This is a genomic window from Cognatiluteimonas sedimenti, from assembly GCF_022808325.1.
Classification (GTDB): Bacteria; Pseudomonadota; Gammaproteobacteria; order Xanthomonadales; family Xanthomonadaceae; genus Cognatiluteimonas; species Cognatiluteimonas sedimenti.
On the sequence record NZ_JALGCL010000001.1, the window covers coordinates 102,804 to 104,215 of the forward strand.

1 protein-coding gene is annotated in these 1,412 nt (G+C 49.4%); it reads left to right on the plus strand.

The features are described 5' to 3' along the window. Positions 1–18: 18 nt before the first annotated feature. Positions 19–1,412 (plus strand): KAP family P-loop NTPase fold protein (locus MQC88_RS00480; RefSeq protein ID WP_243318183.1); only part of this gene is annotated, 1,394 nt, incomplete at its 3' end.

Here is a 1,412-nt window from a genome sequence, read left to right on the forward strand (position 1 = left end):
CCTTCACGGGAATCATTCATGCGACTTCGAGCTCCCGCAGTTGACGTTTCGCCGGAAAGCCCATTCGAGAACGACAAGCTCGGACGCAGGCCAGCCGTCGAAGCTCTAACCAACATCCTAAAGAGCACGACTGAGCCGCTCGTCGTTTCGATCAGTGCCCCTTGGGGATACGGAAAATCAACCTTTCTTCGAATGCTACAAGCTCATTTAACCGAGCAGGGATTTAAACTCGTTTATTTCAATGCGTGGGAAAGTGACTATATTGATGATCCTTTTGTTGCACTCCTAGGAGACACGGAAGAACAGCTTAATGCTCTTAGAAGTGGCAGGAATCGCGCACTCCAAACCAAGATTGAGAAAGCCAAGAAGTACGGCGGCAAGATCATTAAGGCAGCCATACCTGCAGCAGTACGAATTGGTACTGCAGGAGTCATCAACCTAGATGGGCTGACAGAGGCCGCAATTTCGGACGCTGCAGAAAAGTTAACTCAAGAGCAGATCAACGCCTATTCTGAAGCAAAAAAATCGATCACTTCGTTCCGAAAAGAAGTTCATGAAATAGCTCAATCGCTGTACGGTCAAGAATCACAACTCCCGTTAGTCTTTATCATTGATGAGCTTGATCGGTGCCGGCCTACTCACGCAGTTCGCCTGCTCGAGATTGTTAAGCACTTCTTCTCAATTGACCGCGTCGCCTTCGTTGTCGCACTCGACCCAGATCAACTCGGTCATTCTGTAAGAACGCTGTATGGTCAAGGCATGGACGTCGATGGATACCTGAAAAGGTTCTTCGACCTTGAGCTGAACTTGCCAAACCCAAGTACCGATGAGTTCTTGCGTGCGCAATTCGCCAGGTTTGGACTCGATGACTTCTTTGCCAACCGCATGCGTCATGAAGAGACCAGATACGACAAGGATCGGCTTGAGAGCATGTTCAAGCACTTGTTTAGCGCGTTAGATCTGTCGTTTAGAGAACGAGAACGAGCGTTCACGCTGTTGAGCCTGGCAATTCGCGCAACCGCACAAAATCAGTACTTGCATCCGCTAATGCTTGGTTGCTTGATTCTTCTCAAGATCAAGAACACGAGGCTCTACAAGAACTTCATATCGGGCCGCGCCGGCGCCAAGGAAGTAATGGAGTACTTCTCAGCTCAACCAGAAAGCGCAGAGTTTGTTCAGTCCAATTATGGATACGTCTTGGAGGCTGAGTTGATTGGTGCACAGACACCTCACCACGAGCAGGACGATTTGTACAACAAGTTCGTGCAGCAATCCCAAGACGAGTCCCTGGCTCCAGACGCTAGACGTCGCGCTGAGGTAATTGCGCACGTTGCTAGAGAGAAGCGATTCAACAGAATTTACTCAAACGTGAAGTCTGTTGCATCAAAGATCGACCTTGTAGCGGGTGAAGG